This window comes from Variovorax sp. J2P1-31 (genome assembly GCF_030317215.1).
Lineage (GTDB): Bacteria > Pseudomonadota > Gammaproteobacteria > Burkholderiales > Burkholderiaceae_C > Variovorax.
Genome location: NZ_JASZYA010000001.1, coordinates 1,700,207 through 1,715,439, shown reverse-complemented (window position 1 = coordinate 1,715,439; position 15,233 = coordinate 1,700,207). Strand labels below are relative to the sequence as shown.

17 protein-coding genes are annotated in these 15,233 nt (G+C 71.5%); 6 read left to right on the top strand and 11 right to left on the bottom strand.

Features of this window, described 5'->3' with window-relative positions:
• The first annotated feature begins 16 nt into the window (after positions 1-16).
• The 5 genes from QTI20_RS07900 (at position 17) to QTI20_RS07880 (ending at position 3,793) form a co-directional block, all read left to right on the top strand.
• A complete protein-coding gene (locus QTI20_RS07900; protein WP_286548640.1) occupies positions 17-814 on the top strand; it encodes a lysophospholipid acyltransferase family protein in 798 nt (265 codons plus the stop codon).
• Positions 781-1,557, top strand: a complete 777-nt coding sequence (locus tag QTI20_RS07895) for a glycosyltransferase family 2 protein (protein ID WP_183026812.1) — start codon at positions 781-783, stop codon at positions 1,555-1,557. The genes QTI20_RS07900 and QTI20_RS07895 overlap by 34 nt, the downstream gene beginning before the upstream one ends.
• Before the next feature lie 90 nt (positions 1,558-1,647).
• Positions 1,648-2,352 (top strand): phosphatase PAP2 family protein, encoded by a 705-nt coding sequence (locus QTI20_RS07890; protein ID WP_286548642.1) that lies wholly within the window; start codon positions 1,648-1,650, stop codon positions 2,350-2,352.
• The gene (locus QTI20_RS07885; protein ID WP_183026810.1) at positions 2,349-2,588 is read left to right on the top strand and encodes an acyl carrier protein; all 240 of its coding nucleotides are present in this window, start codon (positions 2,349-2,351) and stop codon (positions 2,586-2,588) included. Before QTI20_RS07890 ends, QTI20_RS07885 begins: the two co-directional genes overlap by 4 nt.
• Positions 2,589-2,590: 2 nt before the next feature.
• Positions 2,591-3,793, top strand: coding sequence for a beta-ketoacyl-[acyl-carrier-protein] synthase family protein (locus QTI20_RS07880; RefSeq protein WP_286548643.1), 1,203 nt, complete (start codon positions 2,591-2,593; stop codon positions 3,791-3,793).
• On the opposite strand, the gene fabG is transcribed toward QTI20_RS07880, so the two are convergent.
• From fabG to QTI20_RS07830, 10 genes are all read right to left on the bottom strand, one after another.
• Positions 3,790-4,521, bottom strand: coding sequence for a 3-oxoacyl-ACP reductase FabG (fabG, locus tag QTI20_RS07875; RefSeq protein WP_219217392.1), 732 nt, complete (start codon positions 4,519-4,521; stop codon positions 3,790-3,792). The two genes, QTI20_RS07880 and fabG, sit on opposite strands and share 4 nt — an antisense overlap.
• A 5-nt stretch (positions 4,522-4,526) precedes the next feature.
• Positions 4,527-4,991 (bottom strand): hotdog family protein, encoded by a 465-nt coding sequence (locus tag QTI20_RS07870; protein WP_286548644.1) that lies wholly within the window; start codon positions 4,989-4,991, stop codon positions 4,527-4,529.
• A complete protein-coding gene (locus tag QTI20_RS07865) occupies positions 4,988-5,734 on the bottom strand; it encodes a class I SAM-dependent methyltransferase (protein WP_286548645.1) in 747 nt (248 codons plus the stop codon). The genes QTI20_RS07870 and QTI20_RS07865 overlap by 4 nt, the downstream gene beginning before the upstream one ends.
• Positions 5,731-6,549, bottom strand: a complete 819-nt coding sequence (locus QTI20_RS07860; protein ID WP_286548646.1) for a polysaccharide deacetylase family protein — start codon at positions 6,547-6,549, stop codon at positions 5,731-5,733. Before QTI20_RS07860 ends, QTI20_RS07865 begins: the two co-directional genes overlap by 4 nt.
• A gap of 16 nt (positions 6,550-6,565) precedes the next feature.
• Positions 6,566-8,929 carry an MMPL family transporter gene (locus QTI20_RS07855; protein WP_286548648.1) on the bottom strand — a complete coding sequence of 788 codons (2,364 nt, stop codon included), beginning with the start codon at positions 8,927-8,929 and terminating at the stop codon, positions 6,566-6,568.
• Positions 8,926-9,504 (bottom strand): LolA-related protein, encoded by a 579-nt coding sequence (locus QTI20_RS07850; protein WP_286550973.1) that lies wholly within the window; start codon positions 9,502-9,504, stop codon positions 8,926-8,928. The genes QTI20_RS07855 and QTI20_RS07850 overlap by 4 nt, the downstream gene beginning before the upstream one ends.
• Entirely contained in the window at positions 9,494-10,465 is a 972-nt protein-coding gene (locus tag QTI20_RS07845; RefSeq protein WP_286548649.1) for a lysophospholipid acyltransferase family protein, read from the bottom strand. The genes QTI20_RS07850 and QTI20_RS07845 overlap by 11 nt, the downstream gene beginning before the upstream one ends.
• Positions 10,465-12,171, bottom strand: coding sequence for an ApeI family dehydratase (locus QTI20_RS07840; protein WP_286548651.1), 1,707 nt, complete (start codon positions 12,169-12,171; stop codon positions 10,465-10,467). The genes QTI20_RS07845 and QTI20_RS07840 overlap by 1 nt, the downstream gene beginning before the upstream one ends.
• A 15-nt stretch (positions 12,172-12,186) precedes the next feature.
• On the bottom strand, positions 12,187-12,843 hold the full coding sequence (locus tag QTI20_RS07835; RefSeq protein WP_286548652.1) for a COG4648 family protein: 657 nt from the start codon (positions 12,841-12,843) through the stop codon (positions 12,187-12,189).
• Between the two features lie 71 nt (positions 12,844-12,914).
• A complete protein-coding gene (locus tag QTI20_RS07830; protein WP_286548654.1) occupies positions 12,915-13,226 on the bottom strand; it encodes a phosphopantetheine-binding protein in 312 nt (103 codons plus the stop codon).
• A gap of 100 nt (positions 13,227-13,326) precedes the next feature.
• On the opposite strand from QTI20_RS07830, the gene QTI20_RS07825 reads away from it, so the two are divergent.
• Complete coding sequence (locus QTI20_RS07825) at positions 13,327-14,841, top strand: helicase HerA-like domain-containing protein (protein WP_286548656.1); 1,515 nt, start codon at positions 13,327-13,329, stop codon at positions 14,839-14,841.
• 16 nt (positions 14,842-14,857) lie between these two features.
• Here QTI20_RS07825 and QTI20_RS07820 read toward each other — a convergent pair whose 3' ends face one another.
• Positions 14,858-15,187 carry a DMT family transporter gene (locus tag QTI20_RS07820; RefSeq protein ID WP_183026787.1) on the bottom strand — a complete coding sequence of 110 codons (330 nt, stop codon included), beginning with the start codon at positions 15,185-15,187 and terminating at the stop codon, positions 14,858-14,860.
• Positions 15,188-15,233: the final 46 nt, after the last annotated feature.

Genomic DNA, 15,233 nt, shown 5'->3' with positions numbered 1-15,233 from the left:
GCGCCAGGACGGGCCGATGAGGAAGGTGCTGCGCCAGGGCCGCTCGGCCGCCCTCGCGCTGCCGCTCTACAGCCTGCTGCTGGGCCTGGGCCTGATCTCGCTGGGCTGGAACCTGGCCGCGATGCTGCTGCAGCCCCTGCTGCCGCCCCACGTCGGGCGTCCGCTGGGCCGCCGCGTGATCGCGGGGGCCTACCGGGCCTTCTGGACCATCGCCTCGCTGAGCGGGATGATGCGCATCGACGCGCGATGCCTCGACGCGCTGCGCGACGAGCCCGGGCTGATCTTCGCCGCCAACCACCCCAGCATGCTCGACGCGCTGCTGCTGGTGGCCCGGCTGCCGCGCAGCGCCTGCATCATGAAGGCCGGGCTGATGAAGAACGTGTTCCTGGGCGCCGGCGCCCGGCTCGCGCACTACATCCGCAACGACTCGGCCCACACCATGGTGCGGCTGGCGGTGCAGGACCTGCGCCGCGGCGGGCAGTTGGTGATCTTCCCCGAGGGCACGCGCACCGTCGAGCCGCCGCTCAACAGCTTCCGGCCCGGCGTCACGCTGATCGCCAAGCTCGCGCCGGCGCCGATCCAGACCGTCTTCATCGACACCGACTCCCCCTATCTCGGAAAAGGATGGCCCCTGTGGCGCGTGCCGCCACTGCCGCTGGTCTTCACGCTGCGCCTGGGCGAGCGCTTTGCGCCTTCGCCCGACAGCGCCGCGCTGCTGCTGCAGTTAGAACAGTACTTTCGCCATTCCCTGGAACAGAGCGCCTCCGATGCGCCGCCCGCATGTCAGACCCTTCGCGCACCCATCTCGTCCTGATCCCGAGCTACAACACCGGAGAACGGCTCTTCTCCACCGTCAGCGCGGCCCGCGCCCAATGGAACCCCGTCTGGGTCGTGATCGACGGCAGCACCGACGGCACCGGCGAGCGCATGCAACGCATGGCGGCCGAGGACCCGGGCCTGCGGGTCTGGGTGCTGCCGCAGAACCAGGGCAAGGGCGCGGCCGTGCTGCATGGCCTGAAGGTGGCGCAGCAGGCCGGCTTCACGCACGCGCTGACCATGGATTCCGACGGACAGCATCCGGCCGACCTGATCCCGTCCTTCATGCAGGCCTCGCAGGCCCGGCCCGACACCATGGTGCTGGGCCGCCCGATCTTCGACGCCAGCGCGCCGCTGCTGCGGGTGCGCGGGCGCAAGCTGTCCAACGGCTGGACCCACATCGAGACGCTGTGCGCGGGCGTGGGCGATTCGCTCTACGGCTTCCGGATCTACCCGGTCGCGCCGCTGATCGCGGTGATGGAGCGCCAGCCCTGGATGCGCCGCTTCGACTTCGACACCGAGGCCGTGGTGCGCCTGGCCTGGGGCGGCGTCAAGCCGATCAACATCGATGCGCCGGTGAAGTACCTGAGCGCGGCCGAAGGCGGCGTCTCGCACTTCAACTACGTGCGCGACAACATCCTGCTGTCGTGGATGCACACGCGGCTGATGGCCGAATTCGTGCTGCGGCTGCCCTGGCTGGCCTGGAAGCGGCTGCGCCGCCTGCCGCCCTTCCAGCCGTGAGCGGGGCCGACCTGGCCCGCCCGCCCCCCTCCGTCCGCCGGGCCCGCGATCGCGCGCCGGCGGGTCCCTGACCGCCCTCACCCATCGCCGATGCCGCCCTACGCCCTTTCCCCCTGGACCGCCGAGATCGGCCTGCGCATGCGCAAGCTGTTCTGGCTCAAGCTGGTCGGCACCACCGCGATCACCTCGCTGTTCTTCGTCGGCTACTTCTACGTGCTGCGCAACCCGGTGTACCCGGTGTTCGAGATGCCGTTGACCGCGCTCGACCGCTGGATCGGCTTCCAGCCCGAGGCGCTGTTCATCTATCTCACGCTGTGGCTCTACATCGGCGTCGGGCCGGGCCTGCAGCGCAGCTTCGCCGAACTCAACGTCTACGGCCTCTGGCTCGGCGCGATGTGCCTGACCGGCCTGGCCTTCTTCCGCTTCTGGCCGACCGCCGTGCCGCCGCTGGACATGGACGTCTCGGGCTTCGCCGGTTTCGCGATGCTGCAGGGCGTGGACGCGGCGGGCAATGCCTGCCCCTCGCTGCACGTGGCGACCGCGATGTTCACCGTGATCCGTGTCGAACAGGTGCTGCGCGACGCGGCCGCCCCGCGCTGGCTGCGCGGCCTCAACCTGCTGTGGTTCGTCGCCATCGCCTGGTCGACGCTGGCCGTGAAGCAGCATGTGGCGCTCGACGCGCTGGCCGGCGCGCTGCTGGGCATCGCGTTTGCCCTGCCCTCGCTGCGCTGGCGACCCGCGCCGCAGCCGCTATCATCGAACGAGCATCGCACTGGGGGGCCAATATCACCATGAGTTCGTTGAAGGAATTGCAGGATCTGATCCAGGAGAAGTACGGCATCCCGTCGTCCGAACTCGATCCGCAGGCCTCCATGCGCGAGAAGGGGCTCGACTCCCTGGCGCTGGCCGAGTTCATCTTCGAGATCGAAGACAAGTTCGGCATCGAAGTGCCCGACGACAACCCGAACATCGACACGCTGGCCGAACTCGCGGCCCTCGTGGACAAGGTGCGGGCCGCGAAGGTCGCGTGAGCATGCATTCCGTGGCCGTCACCGGCCTCGGCGTGGTGGCGCCGCACGGCGACACGCCCGAGGCCCTGTTCGCCGCGCTGCTGCGCGCCGAATCCGCGATCCATCCGGTCTTCCCCGAACTGCCCAAGCCCGCGGCCGCCGCGACCGTCGACTTCGACGCCGCGCGCTGGTTCACCAAGCTGCAGCTCGCCGGCGTCGACCGCGTGAGCCAGCTGGCCGTGGCCGCCGCCGACCTGGCGATGCGCGATGCCGGCCTCGAAGCCGGCGCCGTCGATCCCGAGCGCATCGGCGTCTTCGCCGGCTGCGGCATGGGCGGCGCGGCCGCGCTGGAAGCCGCCTACCGCGGCAACGGGCGCGTGCCGCCGCTGACCATTCCCGCCTTCATGCCGAACGCGCCGGCCTCGCACGTCGCGATGCGCCAGCGCGCGCAAGGGCCGGTGCTGACCTATTCGGTGGCCTGTGCCTCGTCGTCGCTGGCCATCGCCGAGGCCGCCAAGGCGGTGCAGCGCGGCGAGGTCGACATCGCGATCGCGGGCGGCAGCGAAGCGCTGATCGTGCCCGGCGTGGTGCTGGCCTGGCAGGCCATGCAGACGCTCGCGGGCTTCGAGCCCGGCGAAGCCGCCACGGCGGTGCGTCCCTTCGCAGCCGATCGCAGCGGCTTCGCGCTGGGCGAAGGCGCGGCCTTCCTGGTGCTGGAGTCGGCCGCGCACGCGCGCCGGCGCGGCGCCCGGGTCCATGCCACCCTGGCCGGCTGGGGCAGCAGCTGCGACGCGACCCACCTCACCAAGCCCGACGCCGAAGGCCAGGCCCGCGCGCTGCGCCAGGCGCTGAAACAGGCGGACCTGAAGCCGGGCGATGTGGGCTACTGCAACGCCCACGGCACCGCCACGCGCATCGGCGACGTGGTGGAGCGCGAGGCGCTGGCAATCGTCTGGGGCGAGCAGCTGGACGGGTTGCGCGTGAGTTCGACCAAGGCCGTGCATGGCCACCTGCTGGGTGCCGCCGGCGCGCTCGAAGCCGTGATCACGGTGATGGCGCTGCGCGAGCGGCAGCTGCCGCCGAATGCGCATGGCGCATCGCCCGACCCGGCCTGTGCGCTGAACCTGGTGCGCGAGGCCGACACCCAGGCGCCGGCGCTCGAAGCGGCGATCAGCAGTTCTTTCGCCTTCGGCGGCACGAACTCGGCGCTGCTCTTTACACGCTAGATCATTCCGCCGTTGATGGAAATCACCTGGCCGGTGATGTAGGCCGCCTCCGCGCTCGCCAGGAAGCCCGCGAGCGATGCCACCTCCTCGGGCGTGCCCGCGCGCTTGGCCGGCACCATCTGCTGGATCAGCGCCGGGTCGAACACCGCATCGGCCATCGGCGAGGCGATGATGCCCGGCGCGATGGCGTTGACCGTCACGCCGCGTGCCGCGACCTCCAGCGACAGGGCCTTGGTGGCGCTGTTGAGCGCGCCCTTGGCGGCCGCGTAGTTGACCTGGCCGCGGTTGCCGGTCAGCGAGGCGACCGAGGAGATGTTGAGGATCCGGCCCCAGCGTGTGCGCAGCATGGGCAGCAGCAGCGGCTGGGTGACGCGGAAGAAGCCGTTGAGCGAGACGTCGATCACCTTGTGCCATTGCTCGGGGCGCATGCCCGGCAGCACCGCATCGTCGTGCACGCCGGCGTTGTTCACGACGATCTGCACCGGCCCGCCGGCGAGCATCGCGGCGCAGCCCGCGGCCGTGCCCTCGTCGCTGCGCAGGTCGAACACATGGCATTCGGCGCTGCCGCCGGCCGCGGTGATGGTGGCGGCCAGTTCCTCGATGGCCTGCGGGCGCGAGCTCGCATGCAGCAGCACGGTGGCGCCGTCGCGCGCCAGGCGTTGCGCGATGGCCGCGCCCAGGGCGCCGCTGGCGCCGGTGATCAATGCACGTTTTCCGGAAAGGCTCATGGGGGTCATTCGTTGGGGGCGGGAGCGAGCGGCGTGTTGAGCACGACGACGGCGCGGCCTTCGGCCAGCAGTTGGTCCGCCGCGTTCTTCACCGTGAATTCGTAGAGCACCTGGCGCGCGTCGCCCGACAGCCGGCGCGCCTGCACCCGCAGCGCGCCGTCGACGTCGTCGAAGCGATCGACCGCGAAGCGCACGCCGCGCGCGCTGGCCAGGAAGCCGGCCGAGGGCTCGGCACCCTCCGGCGCCAGCAGCCCACCGTGCAGCGCCATGGCCTGCGCGGCGTACTCGATCAGGTTGGGCGCCATCAGGCCGCTGGCGGTGCGCAGCGGGTTGTCGGGCAAGCGATGGCTCTCGGTGCTGCAGTGGATCGCTTCCGCGTCCCAGGCATCAAGGCGGTCGAGCAGGCACATGCTGCCGCTGTGGGGAATGCGCAGGGCGATGCCGGCGCGGTCGAGGGTCTGAGGGGTCATGGGGTGACGGTCGGAAGGTCGGCCACCAGCAGCACGTTCGCGAACGGCGTGCCCTGGCTCATGGGAACAATCTGCACGCTGAAGCCCAGCCGGGACAGCAGCGCGGTCCACTCGGCCAGCGGCCGGCCCCAGGTGCGCGCGGTGCCGTGGCCGCGCACGAACAGCACCGCGCGGTCCACCCACTGCGTGAACGCGAAGGCGCGCCCGCTCGCGGCATCGCACACCCGCAGCAGCAGCCGTCCGCCGGGCGCCAGCGCATCGCGCACACGGTGCAGCAAAGCCTCCTGCGCATGCAGATCGACGTAGTGCAGCACGTCGAAGATCGCGACCAGGTCGCAGGCCGGCAACGCGGCGGTGCGCATGTCGGCGCACAGCAAGGTCGGCGCGGGCTCCAGGTGCGCGATCGACGCGCGCGCACGCGCCACGTCGTTGGGCATGAGTTCGATGCCGGTGTACTCGGCACGCTCGGGCGTCGAGGCCCAGCTCGCGGGCCAGTGCCCCTGGGCCTGCATGCCTGCCATGGCCGACAGCAGGCTCGCGAGCAGGCTCTGGCCGCTGCCGATGTCGACCACGCGCGCACGCGTGGCGTCGAGCAGGCCGCGTTCGATCACGCCGCGGAAGATCGGGTCGCGGCCCAGCTTGCCGCGCGCGAAATGCCAGGCGAAGCGGCCGGACTGGCGGTACGGTGCCGAGGCGGTTTCGTGCAGGCGGCGCCAGGCCGCGTCGGTCGAGACTCCGCTCATTCGGCCAGTCCTTCGGCCAGCGTGACGGCGCGCAGGCCCTGGGCCTCGAAGCGCGCCAGCAGCGGCGGCAGCACCTCCAGCAGCACCGGCCGACCGGCTGCGGTGCGCGCGGCGTTGCCGTCGTGCAGCAGCAGGATGTCGCCGGCCGCCAGACCGCGCGTGAGACGGGCCAGCACCTTGGCCGGATCGTGCTCGCGGGTGTCGAAGCCGCGCCGGGTCCAGCTCACCAGCGACAGGCCGAGGCGGCGCAGCACCGGCGCGAGAAAAGGGTTGCGCAGGCCGGCCGGCGCGCGAAAGCACTGGGGCCGCCGGCCCGTGACCTCGGTCAGCAGATCCTGCGCGCGCGAGATCTCGGCCGCATAGCCGCGCGGCCCGAGCAGCGAGAAGTTGTGGCGGTGCCGCGCCGTGTGGTTCTCGATGCCGTGGCCGCGCGCGACGATCTCGCGCGCCAGTGCGGGATGGGCCGCGACGCGCTCGGCGATGCAGAAGAAGGTGGCGCGCTGCCCGTGGGCATTGAGCAGGTCCAGCACCTGTGGCGTGACCTCGGGGTCGGGGCCGTCGTCGATGGTCAGCGCGACTTCGCGGCGCGCCACGGCCGCGGCCGGCAGCCGCGTCACGTTGGGGCCCAGCAGCCGGCTGCGCGGCGTGAGGCCGGCGCCCGTGACCAGCGCATGGTTGAGCACCACCGCGCCGATCGCCCACGGCCACGCACCCGGCACCCACAGGCCCGCGCCCAGCGCGGCCAGGTGGACCACCGCGCTGGCCGTGAACACGGGCGGCAGCGGTGCGGGGGGCGGGTCGGTGGCGAAGGACATGACGCGCCTTTGTACCTCAGCGCGCGCGCCGTTTGCCGAATGCCGCCGACAGGAGCAAGGCCAAGAGCGCGCCCGGCGCCACCACCCGGCCGATGGCCGAGAGCGCGGGAATGTCGGAGATCGCGATCAGCCCGAAGGACACCACCGTCGTGAGGTTGGCCAGCATCAGCGAGGCCAGCGTGTCCTCGTCGGCCCGGCCGGTCTCCTGCAGCTGGTCGAAGAACAGCGCGTAGTTGGAGCCCACCGCGACGATCAGCAGCAGACCGACCAGGTGCAGGATGCCCAGCGGCACCTGCAGCACGGCCATGCCGCCCAGGGTGAGCACCACCGCCAGCAGCAGCGGCTGGCACACCGCGACCAGCCGGCGCAGCGAGCGCAGGTAGAGGCCCAGCAGCACCACCACCGCAAGCGCGCCCAGCAGCACCTGCACGAAGGCCTCGTGCAGGTAGCGTGCATAGAGGCTGCCCAGCTCGTCGCCGATGTCGACCACCTGCACCTCGGGCAGCGGCGCCAGCGCGGCGGCGAGCTTGCTCTTGTCGAAGCGATCGGTCGGGTGCAGCGCGATCAGCGCCGACCAGCCGCCGCCCGGACGCTCGAACAGCAGCGCGCGCACCACCGGCGCCATCGGCCCCTGGGCCAGGTCGGCGCGCGTGATCGGCGCCAGCGCGCGCGCCGCATCGACCGCGGCGATGAAGGGTTCGAAGCGCTCCGGCTTCAGCGGCAGGCCGGTGACGGCCTCGTTCAGGCGCGTGCGCAAGGTGGCCGCGTCGGGCAGGCTCGCCAGGCGTGCCTGTTGCGTCGCGATGCTGGGCAGCATGCGGGTCACGGTCTCGAAGCCGCTCAACTGGCCTTCGCTCACCAGGGTGTCGAGCTTCGCGCCGGCCGCCTCGGTGGCGCGCAGCGCGGCCTGTTCGTCGGCCGCCTGGATCACCACCAGCGTGCCGCCGTCGCTCGCGCCGATGTCGGCGCGCAAGGAGGCATCGAGTTCCTGCGAGGCCTTGGAGATCGGGCTCATCGACGACAGGCTGGCGCGCCACAGCTCGCCGCCCTGCCAGGCCATCAGGGCCACGGCTGCGATGCCCAGCACGATGAAAGTCATGCGCAGCCGCGGCAGGGCATCGACGATGCCGCCGGCCAGCCGCGCCATCTGGCGGCGCATGCCCATGCCGGTGGCGCCATCGGGCGCGAGCATGGGCAGGCCGTGGCGCGTGACCAGGGCCGCGGCCACCAGGCCGGCGATCGAGAACACGCCCAGTTGCGCCAGGCCCGGGAAGCCCGAGAACAGCAAGGCCGCGAAGCCGCAGACCGAGGTCAGCAGGCCCAGCCGCACGGTCGGCCAGTTGAGGTCGCGCCAGCGCTGCCAGCCGGTGCCGCGCACGGCCGCGCCACGCGCCTGGATCAGGTAGTAGATCGCGTAGTCGACGGTCTCGCCGATCAGCGTGCTGCCGAAGCCCATGGTGAGCCCGTGCACCGAGCCGAAGACCAGCGCCACGGCGGCCGTGCCGGCCACCACGCCGGTCAGCACCGGCAGCACCGCGATCACCAGCGCCTTGGGCGACGCGAAGGCCGCGAGCAGCAGGCAGCCCATGACGATGGCGCCCACGATCGCGAGGTGGATCGCCTCGCCCTTGATCTTGTCGCGGCTCTGGACCGAGAACACCGGCGCGCCGCTCAACTGCAGCTTCGGCGCCTCGGCGCCCATGCCCTGGGTGGCCTTCGCGTACTCGGCCTCGATCGCCGCGATGCCCGCGGCCTGCGCGTCGAGGTCGCTGCCCGAGGCGGTGGTGGTGGCCAGCAGCATGGCGCGCGGCGCGCTGCGCGACACCCACACGCCCTCCTCCGTGCGCGGCGAGGTGGCGGGAATCATCTCTTCGGCGATGCGCTGGGTCTCGCCGGTCGGGTCGCGCTCGAACAGCGGCCGGACCATGTTGCCGGCCGGCGTGCCCAGAAGCGACAGCGAGTCGTTGATCGCGTCGCGCAGGCCGTCGACGCTGAAGCGCTCGGGCGAGACTTCGGGCGAGAGCTGGTAGCGCCGGTCGAACACGAAGGTGCCGGCCTCCTTCCACTCGCTGTGGTCGCCGTTCTGCACCTGCTCGAACAGGCCGCTGGCGCGCATGCCCTTGCCCACGGCACGCGACACGTCGGCACGTTGCGCCGCGTCCTTGCCGCCTTCGAGCCCGACCATCAGCGTGCGCGAGGCCACGCCGCTCTGCAGTTGCTCGATCAGCACGCGCTGGCGCGCATCGGGGCTGGCGGGCAGGAAGGCCGAGAGGTCGGCGCTGAAATGCGTGCGCGAGATCACGGCCACGCCGGCCAGCACCGCGGCCAGCCACAGCAGCAGCACCCCGATGCGACGCGTGCGGCTCGGGCCGGCGTTCATCGCTTGGGCGAGATGGTCATGATCGAACGGTCGCCACCGCGGAATTCCATCTCCACGCCCAGCACCTCGCCGGCCTTGCCGCTCAGGCGCAGCGCCGCGATCTGCGACGACAGCCGCGCATCGAGCGGCGCCAGGTCGAGCGCCCAGGCGTCGGCGTTGCCGCTCACGGTGGGCTTGAAGTAGCGCTGCAGCACCTGCGGGTTGCCGGCCAGCGTGGCGCGCATGGCCTCGACCAGGCCCTGGATCTCGGGCACGCTGTCGAGCGTCATGTTGCGGGTGCGGCCGCTGCGCGACAGCACCAGGTTGTTGCCGTCGACCGCCATGGTCTCGGGCCGCGGCGTGAGCGTGCGCCGCACCAGCTGGTCGGGCGCGGTGAAACTCAGGGTGCCGCTGGCCGCCAGCGGGCCGTCGACACCGCGCACATAGCGCTGCTCGGTGAAGCTGGCCTCGCCCTGCTTCTGCCGGGCCAGCAGGCCCATCAGCTCGTTGAAGTCGAAGGCCCAGGCCGGCGCGGCCGCGCACAGCAGCAGCGCCACGGCCCAGCGGGCGCGGCGCAGGCCGCCGTCAATGCGCATCTTCAAGCCAGAAATCATGGAAGTTGAACCAGTTGTAGGGGTGCTCGCGGCACAGGGCCTCGAGTCGCAGCACATAGGCTTCGACCGCGGCGCGGATGCGGCGTTCCCGTTCGGCCGGGTCGGCCAGGCGTTCGCTGAAATCGGCCAGAGGCTCGAAGCGGACATCGTAGCTTGCGCCCCCCAGGTACAGCCCGGCCATGAAGAAGACCTTGCGGCGCAGCAGCGCGGCGAGCCGGAACGGGCCGTCGCTGAAGGTCGCGGGCTGGCCCAGGAAAGGCAGCACGATGTCGTTGCCGCGCTGTGCCGCTTCCTCGCCGGCCGGCAGCGTGCGGTCGGCCAGCAGGCCGCCCAGCCCGCCGCCGTCGAGCCAGTCGCGCAGGTCGAGCATGGAATGCGGGCGCCCCAGCGCGATGATGTGCGGGCGCAGTTCCGGCAGGCTGATGGCTTCGAGGATGGCCGAGATGCGCTGCGCGTTGTCGGTGAACATCAGCATCGCCAGCCGCAGCTGCGACTGGTCGTCGCTGTGCTGGCGGCAGGCGCCCATGGCCTCGAAGCTGCCCATGTGGGCGCCGAGCATGAAGGCGCCCCGGCCCGCGTCGATCTCGGCGTGCACCGCCTGCTGCCCGCTGATCCGGACGTCGAACAGGTCCATGCGCCCGCGCAGGAAGTAGACCCGGTCGAGCACGGTGGAAGCGAAGGTGTGGAGCAGCCGGTAGCCGTCGGCCCAGCCGGCCTTCGGGCCGATCGCGCGGAACAGGTAGCGCTTGATGTGGCGCCGCGGTGTCGGGTCGAGGAGCAGGAAGTAGAGGCAGATCGGCGGCAGGATCAGCCGCGTGAGCCGGCGCCCGCAGGTCAGTGCCAGCCAGCAGATGAAGCGCAGCGCGAGCATGTTGCTGCGCTCGGGCCGGTGGGCCCAGCCGGCGGCCTCGGGCTTCTTCGCGCCGATGTCTTCGGCCCCCATCAGGCCGGTTCCGACGCGGTCCAGCGTCCGCTGGCGGCCACCACGTCGCCGCAGCGCAGCTCGAACTTCACGCCGCGGGCCGCGCCGGTTTCGGGCTGCAGCGCGATCTCGATGCGCGCGCCGGGCCGCACCGGCGAGAGGAACTTGACCGCCGCCAGGGTCGGGTGCGGACCCAGGCGCGCGGCCATCGCGGGCACGCGCCGCAGGGCTTCCAGCACCTCCGACACCAGCAGGGCGCCGGGCACCAGCGGCTGGCCGGGGAAGTGGCCGGCGAACACCGGATGGTCGACCGGCACCTCATGGCTGAACTGCACCGGCGTGTCGTCGGACGCCAGCTGCGACAGCGCGAACTCGCGCAGCGAACGCACCGTGAGCTTGCCCGTGCCCTCGCGCGGCAATGCGCTCACATGCACCACGCGGCGCGGCACGAAGACCGATTCCAGCCGATGGCGCAGGTCCGCGACGATCTCGGCCGCCGACAGCGAAGGCGCGACCACGAAGGCCACTGGCCGCACCACGCCGTCGCTGACCTCGTCGGGCAGCCAGAAGGCGCCGTCCTCGATGCCGGGGATGCTGTTGAGGTGGTAGTTGAGGTGGCCCAGCGAGCTGCGCTTGCCGGCCACGTGGATCAGGTCGTTGGCGCGGCCGAACAGGCGGAAGCGCCGGTCGTCCAGCAGCTCGAGCACGTCGGCCATGGGCGTGGGCTCGGGGATGAAATCGCCGCCGAAGACGAACTGCTCGGCGCCGTCGGCCCCGGCCTGCGCCGTCACGCGGATCTCGCCGAAGGTCTCCCAGACCTCGCTCTGCGTGGGCCGGCGCGTCGCGACCTGGCCCGACTCGGTGCTGCCGTAGATCTCGACCAGCACCCCGCCGGTCGCCTGTTCGGCCTGCGCGGCCAGCTGCGGCGACAGCGGCGCGGTGGCCGACAGGATCAGGTCCACCGGCGGAATCTCCAGGCCCGACAGCAGCAGCGTCTTCAAATGGAAGGGCGTGGTGACCAGCGCGCGCGGACGCGGCACCGCCGCCAGCGCGGCCACGATGTCGGCCGGGAAGAAGGGCCGGCCCGCGTCGAAGGCCGCGCCGCCCAGCAGCGCGAGCAGCGCCGAGGACTCGAGGCCGTAGCTGTGCTGCACCGGCACCGTGGCCACCAGCGTCACGCCGCTCAGCGAGGGGCGCTGCAGGAAATCGGCCAATCGGCCCACCGCGGCCGCCACATCGCCGACCAGCGTGTCCCAGCGCTTGGCATGCGGCTGCGGCGTGCCGGTGGAGCCCGAGGTCAGCAGGCTCACCGCGTGCAGGCCGCCGTCGATGGCGGGCACGGTGACGCCGTCGCCCTCGCGCGGCGCCTCGCCGCCGATCTCGACCAGCACCTTGGGCATGCCCGGCGTGGACAGCGAGGGCTCGTCGGTCACAGCCGTGAGCGCGCCGTGCGTCTCGACCAGGCGCGCCATGGTCTCCGGCCGCGCATCGGGCGGCAGCAGGCTGGCCTGGCCGCGCAGCAGCGCCGCGCCCAGCGCGACCGAGAAGGCGTAGCGGTCGTTGCACAGGTTGACCACCGGGCCGGTGGCGGGCATGCGCTCGGCCTGCCGCGCGACGTCGGCCAGGAAGGCATGGCCCGAGACCGGCACGCCGGCCCGCCAGGCCAGCGGCGCGGCCAGGTCACGCGGCGCCAGCAGCGCCAGGGAGAGGGGATCGTGGGTCGACATGCGCGGTCCGGTGGACTACAGGCCTCCGTGCTTGGCGGCCGGATCGGCCGCGGGCGCGTGGGTGCCATAGAAGGCGCGCACCGCATCGATCATGCGGGTGCGCTCGAATTCGGGATGCAGGCGGTAGCGCAGCAGGTGTTCACCGACGAACAGCACCACCACCATCACCGGGCTCAGCACGTTGGCCAGCAGCGACCAGACGGAGAACGGCAGCCACAGGTAGACCGGGATCGAGATGGCGGCCGTGAGCGCGAAGTAGAGGGTCCAGACCCAGGTGACCTGGCGCGTGTACTCGGGCATGCCCGGGCCCAGCGTGTGGACGCGCTGCGCGAACTGGCCGATCAGCGACAGCCCGCCGCCGCGCAGCGTGCCGCCGAACCAGCAGCCCAGCACGGCATTGATGCCGACGTGTTGGAGCACATAGAGGCGGTTGGGATCGCCCGCGCCGCCCTGCCACAGCAGCACGAAGACCAGGGCGCCGACGACGGTCGCGCCCACCAGCCCCCAACCGCCGAAGCGCGAACCGCCCAGGCCCAGCGCGGTGAGCCACAAGGGGCCGAGCAGCACCGCCATGGCCCAGGGCGCATGCGGATGGAACAGCATCAGCCAGTGCGACAGACCGGCATACGCCGCCCCTGCCGTCAGCAGGAGCGCCAGGCGCCAACGCGACATCGCTCAGGCCCGCGCCGTGCGGCGGTCCGTCGGCGGACCGCTCTCGAGATTCGCGGCGCCCTGCCCTGTCATCAGGCGGTGGTCTTGTTCTGTTCCACGTGCGTGGCCAGCGTGCGCAGCGACGTGAAGATCTGCTGGTTGCGCTCGTCGTCGGAGCGCAGCTGGAAGCCGTAGCGGCGCGACACTTCGAGTGCCACTTCCAGGATGTCGATGGAGTCCAGGCCCAGGCCTTCGCCGTACAGGGGCGCATTGGGGTCGACCTCGGCGGGCGCGACCTCGAGGTTCAGGGATTCGACCAGCAGCGTGGCCAGCTCGAGTTCGAGCGGCGTCTGTTCAGGGCTGGCGCCTTCGGCGGAAACGGAGGTGATGGGGGTCGATGACACGGAGACTCCTGAACGATTTCACGAAACAAAGGCGTTAATCGGCGAATTATAGGAGGGCGCCTTGGATAGACTGGCCACTTTCGACCCGACCGGAGCCCCCATGGCCGACCCGCTTCTGATTGCCCGCCACGACAGCACCGAGTGCTTCCTGCTGCCCGGCCTGACCAACCGCCACGGCCTCGTCACCGGCGCCACCGGCACCGGCAAGACGGTCACGCTGCAGACCCTGGCCGAGCAGCTGTCGGGCATCGGCGTGCCGGTGTTCATGGCCGACGTGAAGGGCGACCTCAGCGGCATCAGCCAGGCCGGCAGCATCGGCGCGAAGCTCGCCGCCACGCTCAAGGAACGCGGCATCGAGCCCCCTGCCCCGCTGGCCTGCCCGGTCACGCTGTGGGACGTGTTCGGCGAGCAGGGCCACCCGGTGCGCGCCACCATCTCCGACATGGGGCCGCTGCTGCTGGGCCGCATGCTGGACCTCAACGAGACCCAGGCCGGCGTGCTCAACCTGGTGTTCAAGATCGCCGACGACAACGGCCTGCTGCTGCTCGACCTGAAGGACCTGCGCGCGATGCTGCAGCACGTGGGCGACAACGCAAGCCAGTTCACCACCGCCTACGGCAACATCAGCGCGGCCAGCGTGGGCGCGATCCAGCGCGGCCTGGTGCAGATCGAGAGCCAGGGCGGCGACAAGTTCTTCGGCGAGCCGATGCTCAACATCCAGGACTTCATGCAGACCGTGGGCGGCAAGGGCGTGGTCAACGTGCTCGCGGCCGACAAGCTCATGAACGCGCCACGGCTCTACGCCACCTTCCTGCTGTGGCTGCTGTCCGAACTGTTCGAGCAGCTGCCCGAGATCGGCGACCCCGAGCAGCCCAAGCTGGTGTTCTTCTTCGACGAGGCCCACCTGCTGTTCAAGGACGCGCCCAAGGCGCTGGTCGAACGCATCGAACTGGTGGTGCGGCTGGTGCGCTCCAAGGGCGTGGGCGTGTTCTTCGTCACGCAGAACCCGCTGGACATCCCCGATACCGTGCTCGCCCAACTGGGGAACCGGGTGCAGCATGCGTTGCGCGCCTTCACGCCGCGCGACCAGAAGGCGGTGAAGGCCACGGCCACCACCATGCGCCCGAAGCCGGGCCTGGACATCGAGGCCGCGATCACCGAGCTCGCGGTGGGCGAGGCGCTGGTGAGCCTGCTCGACGAGAAGGGCCGGCCCAGCGTGACCGAGCGCGTGTTCGTGCTGCCGCCGGCCAGCCAACTCGGGCCGATCACCGCGGCGCAGCGCCAGCAGCTGATCGCGAATTCGCTGGTCGCGGGCGTCTACGAGAAGGTGGTCGACCGCGAATCGGCCTACGAGAAGCTCAAGGAACGCACCGCCACCGCGCCCGATGCACCGGTCGCCGCGGGCGGCAAGCCCGGCACCGCGGCGGCCGAGGCCGGCGGCATGATGGGCGGCCTGAACGACCTGCTGTTCGGCTCCACCGGCCCGCGCGGCGGCAAGCGCGACGGGCTGGTGCAGACCATGGCCAAGTCGGCCGTGCGCACCGCGGGCACCGGCCTGGGCAAGGAGATCCTGCGCGGCGTGCTGGGCAGCATCTTCGGCGCGAAGAAGCGCTGAATCGACTGTCTCGACCTCAGTGCGAGGCCGTCTTGGAGAACAGCTGGATCACCGCCACGCCCGCGACGATCAGGCCCATGCCGAGCATCGCCGGGCCGTCGAGCCGCTGCTTGAACAGCACCAGGCCGACCACCGACACCAGCACGATGCCGGCGCCCGACCAGATCGCATAGGCCACGCCCACGCTGATGGTGCGCAGCGTCAGCGAGAGCAGGAAGAAGGCGATGCCGTAGCCCACGACGACGAGCACCGAGGGGCCGAGGCGGGTGAACCCTTCGGAGGCCTTGAGCGCCGAGGTCGCGGCCACTTCGGCCACGATCGCGAAGGCAAGGTAGAGCCAGGTCATGCGTGCGAATCCTTTCTGCGAAAAGGCAGCACTGTGCCTTGTCGCG

Coding starts and splice junctions, on each gene's coding strand:
- QTI20_RS07870 (WP_286548644.1), bottom strand. CDS start 4,991: ATGACCCCTCAGACCCTCGACCGCGCCGGCATCGCCCTGCGCATTCCC.
- QTI20_RS07860 (WP_286548646.1), bottom strand. CDS start 6,549: ATGTCCTTCGCCACCGACCCGCCCCCCGCACCGCTGCCGCCCGTGTTC.
- QTI20_RS07845 (WP_286548649.1), bottom strand. CDS start 10,465: ATGGGGGCCGAAGACATCGGCGCGAAGAAGCCCGAGGCCGCCGGCTGG.
- QTI20_RS07880 (WP_286548643.1), top strand. CDS start 2,591: ATGCATTCCGTGGCCGTCACCGGCCTCGGCGTGGTGGCGCCGCACGGC.
- QTI20_RS07900 (WP_286548640.1), top strand. CDS start 17: ATGAGGAAGGTGCTGCGCCAGGGCCGCTCGGCCGCCCTCGCGCTGCCG.
- QTI20_RS07895 (WP_183026812.1), top strand. CDS start 781: ATGTCAGACCCTTCGCGCACCCATCTCGTCCTGATCCCGAGCTACAAC.
- QTI20_RS07850 (WP_286550973.1), bottom strand. CDS start 9,504: ATGCGCATTGACGGCGGCCTGCGCCGCGCCCGCTGGGCCGTGGCGCTG.
- QTI20_RS07825 (WP_286548656.1), top strand. CDS start 13,327: ATGGCCGACCCGCTTCTGATTGCCCGCCACGACAGCACCGAGTGCTTC.
- QTI20_RS07855 (WP_286548648.1), bottom strand. CDS start 8,929: ATGAACGCCGGCCCGAGCCGCACGCGTCGCATCGGGGTGCTGCTGCTG.
- QTI20_RS07820 (WP_183026787.1), bottom strand. CDS start 15,187: ATGACCTGGCTCTACCTTGCCTTCGCGATCGTGGCCGAAGTGGCCGCG.
- QTI20_RS07865 (WP_286548645.1), bottom strand. CDS start 5,734: ATGAGCGGAGTCTCGACCGACGCGGCCTGGCGCCGCCTGCACGAAACC.
- QTI20_RS07840 (WP_286548651.1), bottom strand. CDS start 12,171: ATGTCGACCCACGATCCCCTCTCCCTGGCGCTGCTGGCGCCGCGTGAC.
- QTI20_RS07885 (WP_183026810.1), top strand. CDS start 2,349: ATGAGTTCGTTGAAGGAATTGCAGGATCTGATCCAGGAGAAGTACGGC.
- fabG (WP_219217392.1), bottom strand. CDS start 4,521: ATGAGCCTTTCCGGAAAACGTGCATTGATCACCGGCGCCAGCGGCGCC.
- QTI20_RS07835 (WP_286548652.1), bottom strand. CDS start 12,843: ATGTCGCGTTGGCGCCTGGCGCTCCTGCTGACGGCAGGGGCGGCGTAT.
- QTI20_RS07890 (WP_286548642.1), top strand. CDS start 1,648: ATGCCGCCCTACGCCCTTTCCCCCTGGACCGCCGAGATCGGCCTGCGC.